4 protein-coding genes, 1 tRNA gene and 1 pseudogene are annotated in these 3,825 nt (G+C 68.2%); 1 reads left to right on the forward strand and 5 read right to left on the reverse strand.

Annotated features, from left to right (window positions below; all coding sequences use genetic code 11):
• The 4 genes from GJV64_RS12320 to GJV64_RS12335 all read right to left on the reverse strand — a co-directional run.
• Nucleotides 1–366 (reverse strand): ATP-binding cassette domain-containing protein (locus GJV64_RS12320; protein ID WP_164157532.1); only part of this gene is annotated, 366 nt, incomplete at its 3' end.
• Complete coding sequence (locus tag GJV64_RS12325) at nucleotides 366–1,175, reverse strand: ABC transporter permease (RefSeq protein WP_164157534.1); 810 nt, start codon at nucleotides 1,173–1,175, stop codon at nucleotides 366–368. The genes GJV64_RS12325 and GJV64_RS12320, both read right to left, overlap by 1 nt.
• 45 nt (nucleotides 1,176–1,220) lie before the next feature.
• Entirely contained in the window at nucleotides 1,221–2,297 is a 1,077-nt protein-coding gene (locus GJV64_RS12330) for a putative urea ABC transporter substrate-binding protein (RefSeq protein ID WP_164157535.1), read from the reverse strand.
• 106 nt (nucleotides 2,298–2,403) lie between these two features.
• Nucleotides 2,404–2,480, reverse strand: a tRNA-Pro gene (locus GJV64_RS12335).
• A gap of 112 nt (nucleotides 2,481–2,592) precedes the next feature.
• On the opposite strand from GJV64_RS12335, the gene GJV64_RS12340 reads away from it, so the two are divergent.
• Complete coding sequence (locus tag GJV64_RS12340; RefSeq protein ID WP_164157538.1) at nucleotides 2,593–3,195, forward strand: glutathione S-transferase family protein; 603 nt, start codon at nucleotides 2,593–2,595, stop codon at nucleotides 3,193–3,195.
• A 10-nt stretch (nucleotides 3,196–3,205) separates the two neighbouring features.
• Here GJV64_RS12340 and GJV64_RS12345 read toward each other — a convergent pair.
• A pseudogene (locus GJV64_RS12345) lies at nucleotides 3,206–3,825 on the reverse strand (TonB-dependent receptor); the annotation flags it as partial.

The following is a 3,825-nucleotide window of genomic DNA, read 5'->3' on the forward strand; positions in this document are numbered from 1 at the left end:
CATGGCCTCGGCCTCGTCTCGCGCGGCGCGGCGGCGGGCGCCGAACAGCCGGGCCAGGAGCGGGCTGCCGGCCAGTTCGCGCGCCAGCATCACGTTGCCCAGCGCGGTCAAGTGCGGGAACACCGAATAGCGCTGGAACACCACGCCGCGATCCGGGCCACATTCGGCGGCGAGCGGCTTGCCATCGAGCGTGATGGTGCCCCGTGTCGGGCTCTCCTCGCCCAGCACCAGCCGCAGCAGGCTGGTCTTGCCGGCGCCCGACGGGCCGATGATCGAAACGAAGGAACCGGCCTCGATATCAAGGCTCAGCCGTTCGAGGACGATCCTGTCGCCATATTCCACCCAGATGTTGGACAGGCGGAGCATCAGCCCCGCGCCGCCCACGGGAACAGCCGACGTTCGGCGGCGAGCAGGGCCATGTCGAGCAGGATGGCGACGAGCGCGATCCACGCGACATAGGGGATGATGACGTCCATCTGCAGATAGCGCCGCACCAGGAAGATGCGATAGCCGAGCCCGACATCCGACGCGATCGCTTCGGCCGAGATCAGGAACACGAAGGCCGGGCCGAGGGCGAGTCGCGTGGCCTGCAGCAGGCGCGGCATCGCCTGCGGCAGCGCCACGCGCAGGATGATCTGCCAGCTGCTCGCGCCCAGCGTCTGCGCCTTGATGATCTGTTCGGCCGGCAAGGCCGACACGTGCCCGGCCAGATCGCGGATCATCACCGGCGCCACCCCGATGATGATCAGCGCCACCTTGGCAGTTTCGCCCAGGCCCAGCACGATGAACAGGATCGGGAGCAGCGCCACCGGCGGGATCACCGCGATGCCCACCACCAGCGGCCCCAGCGTGGCCCTGACCGGCGGCAGCGCCCCCAGCAGCAGGCCAACGAGGAGCGCCATCAGCATGGCAATGCCCAGCCCCAGCCCCAGCCGCTGCAGGCTGGCCAGCGTGTCGGCCCAGAACAGGAAGTTGCCGGACAGGGGATCGGGCTGGGCGGCCAGCGCCCACAGTGCCGATGCCATGGCGCCCGGCAACGGCAGGATGCGATCCGCCGGGTTGGCGGCATGGCGGATGGCCGCCGCGATCACATAGGTGAGCAGCAGCGCCACCACCGGGATGGCGCCCAGCATCACCTGCTGCCGGCGGCTGATGCGGCGGCTCACCCAGCGCAAGTCGATCCACCCCGGCTGCAGCCCATCGCGACACAGGCCATCGGTTCACAGGCCCCCTTGCGCGGCCAGCGTCATGTAGCGGTCGTCAAAGCGCAGCGTGACCCGCGCCGGATCGCCCAGCGTCTTGCCGCCGGGGAAGCTCATCCCCACCGCGTCGGCCGAGGCGGCGCCCTTGAACAGCCCGCGCGAGAAGGAGAAATCGCGCACCCGCGTCATGGTGGTGACCAGATCTGGGCTGGCGGCGGCGGCCACCGCGGCCTTGGGATCGGCATAGAGGAAGGTGGTGGCCAGCTGGCGGTCGAAGACGTCAGGCGTGGTGCCGGCCAGCTGCGCCATGGCAGCACGGGCCGCCTTGCCGGCCGCGTCCTGCCGCACCATCAGCGCCATGGTTTCATACCAGATGCCGGCCAGCGCCTTGCCCAGATCGGGGTTGGCCTTCAGCGTGGCAGTGTCCACCACCAGCAGATCGATGATCTCGCCCGGCACATCGGCAGAGCTGAACAGCAGTTTCGCGCCCGGCTGGGCGGTGATCGCGGACAGCTGCGGATTCCAGGTCACGGCGGCCGTCACGTCGGGGCTGCCAAAGGCGGCGACGATGTCGGCATCGGCGGTATTGACGGTGCGCACGTCCTTCAGGGCCATGCCCTGCTTCTCGAGCGCGCGGCCGAGCAGATAGTGGGAGACCGACAGCTCGACCAGATTGATCGGCTTGCCCTTCAGCTCAGCGATGCTGGCCACGTTCTTGGCAACCAGGCCATCATTGCCGTTGGAATAATCGCCGATGATGATGGCGCTCGTGTCCTTGCCGGCGGCGGCCGGGATGGTGAGCGCATCCATGTTGGCAACGGTGACGCCATCGAGCTTGCCGGCGGTGAACTGGTTCACCGATTCGGCATAGTCGTTGACCTGCACGATCTTGATGGTGAGGCCATATTTGTCGGCCCATTTCTTCACGATGCCGGCCTGCTGGGCATAGGGCCACGGCATCCAGCCCGCGTAGATCGACCAGCCGATGCTGAAATCCTTGCGCTTTGCCGGCGGCGCCTCGCTGCTGCAGCCGGCAGCCAGCACGAGCGCGGCAACGCCCAGAAACCTGCACAGCCTGTTGATGATCCTGCTCACATCCGGTCCCCGACTTGACGCCGCGGCACCAGACAGGCCGGCCGCCAAACCGGCAAGGGCAATATTACGTATATCGGCATTCGTAATACTGGCCAGCTGGCCCGGATGGTCGGGGAGACAGGATTCGAACCTGCGGCCCTCTGCTCCCAAAGCAGATGCGCTACCAGACTGCGCCACTCCCCGACGCTGGGCCTGCCTTGCCGTTTCGGGCGGCAGCGGTCAACCGGCGGCCGCCAAGATCGGGCTGGTATGGCGGCGTAAACCGGGCCAGCATGGCGCATCGGAGGTTTTGCCAATGCTGCTGTGGTCCGCACCTGATCCTGCCCCCAACCCGCGCCGGGTGCGATTGTTCCTGAAGGCCAAGGGCCTTCACATCGAGGAGCGCATGATCTCGCTGGTCCAGCGCGAGCACAAGGCAGCCGAGGTGCTGGCGAAGAACCCGCGCGGGCAGGTGCCATTCCTTGAGCTGGACGATGGCCGCGTGATCGCCGAGACGGTGAGCATCTGCCGCTATCTCGATGCGCTGCACCCCGATCCGCCGCTGATCGGCACCACGCCCTATGAACAGGCCGAGACCGACATGTGGATTCGCCGCGCCGAGACCGCGCTGGGCACGCCGGTCAGCCTGTTCTGGCAGCACGGCCACAAGCTCACCGCGCGACTGGTCAACCAGATCCCGGCGCTGGCCGAGCAGGCGCGTGGCCAGGCGCTCGGCGCCATGGCCTGGTTCGATGCGCAGCTGGCCGGCCAGGATTTCCTCGCCGGCGACCGCTTCACCCTGGCGGACATCAGCCTCTTGACCATCGTAGACTTCGCCGGCTGGATCGGGCTGCCAGTGCCCGACGATGCTGCGGCGCTCAAGGCCTGGCAGGAGCGGGTGACGGCGCGGGTGTCGTGAAGGCCTTGACCTAGAAGAACAGTTTCCTGAGGCTGAGCGTGACGGTGCGGCCCAGCGGATCGAGCTGGTCGCGCTGGAAGCCGAGTGGTTCCTCGCCCAGCCGGTTGCGCACGTTGATGCGGTCGTTGAACAGATTGTCCACGCCCAGGCTGATGCGGCTGCCGCGCAGGAAGGGCAATTTCGTCACCACCTCCGGGCGCTGGCCAAGATCGACGAACAGCCTGAGGTTAGCCGTGAGACGCGGCGAGAAGAACAAGTCGTCCGGCGACTGGGTGGCCCCCGACGGATCGACCAGCACACTGGTCTGCGATTGCCAGTTGACGCTGAGCCGGGCGCCAAGCCCGCGCCGTCCGGCGCCGGCGCGCATCTCCACCTGGTGACGCGGCGCCCCGCCAGACGAGCCGATCGCCGAGCCGTTCAACAGGTCGAGCACCGGCAGGCCGGGGCCAATGCCGATCTCGTTGCGGAAGGTCCAGGTGTGGAACAGCGCCAGCTGCACCCGGCCATCGAGGAAGCCGCCGCGGCCGCCGCCACCAAAGCCGCCACCCCGGCCACCACCACCGCCGCGTGATGGCGGCGGCGCTTCGGCTGCACCAGCAGGAGGGGTTTGCGCTGGGGTCTGGCCCGGCG

Origin of the sequence: Sandarakinorhabdus rubra, assembly GCF_010994245.1 — a bacterium.
GTDB classification, from domain to species: Bacteria; Pseudomonadota; Alphaproteobacteria; order Sphingomonadales; family Sphingomonadaceae; genus Sandarakinorhabdus; species Sandarakinorhabdus rubra.

Bases quoted from the DNA above. Each gene is read 5' to 3' on its own strand.
- GJV64_RS12340 (WP_164157538.1), top strand. From the start codon at position 2,593: ATGCTGCTGTGGTCCGCACCTGATCCTGCCCCCAACCCGCGCCGGGTG.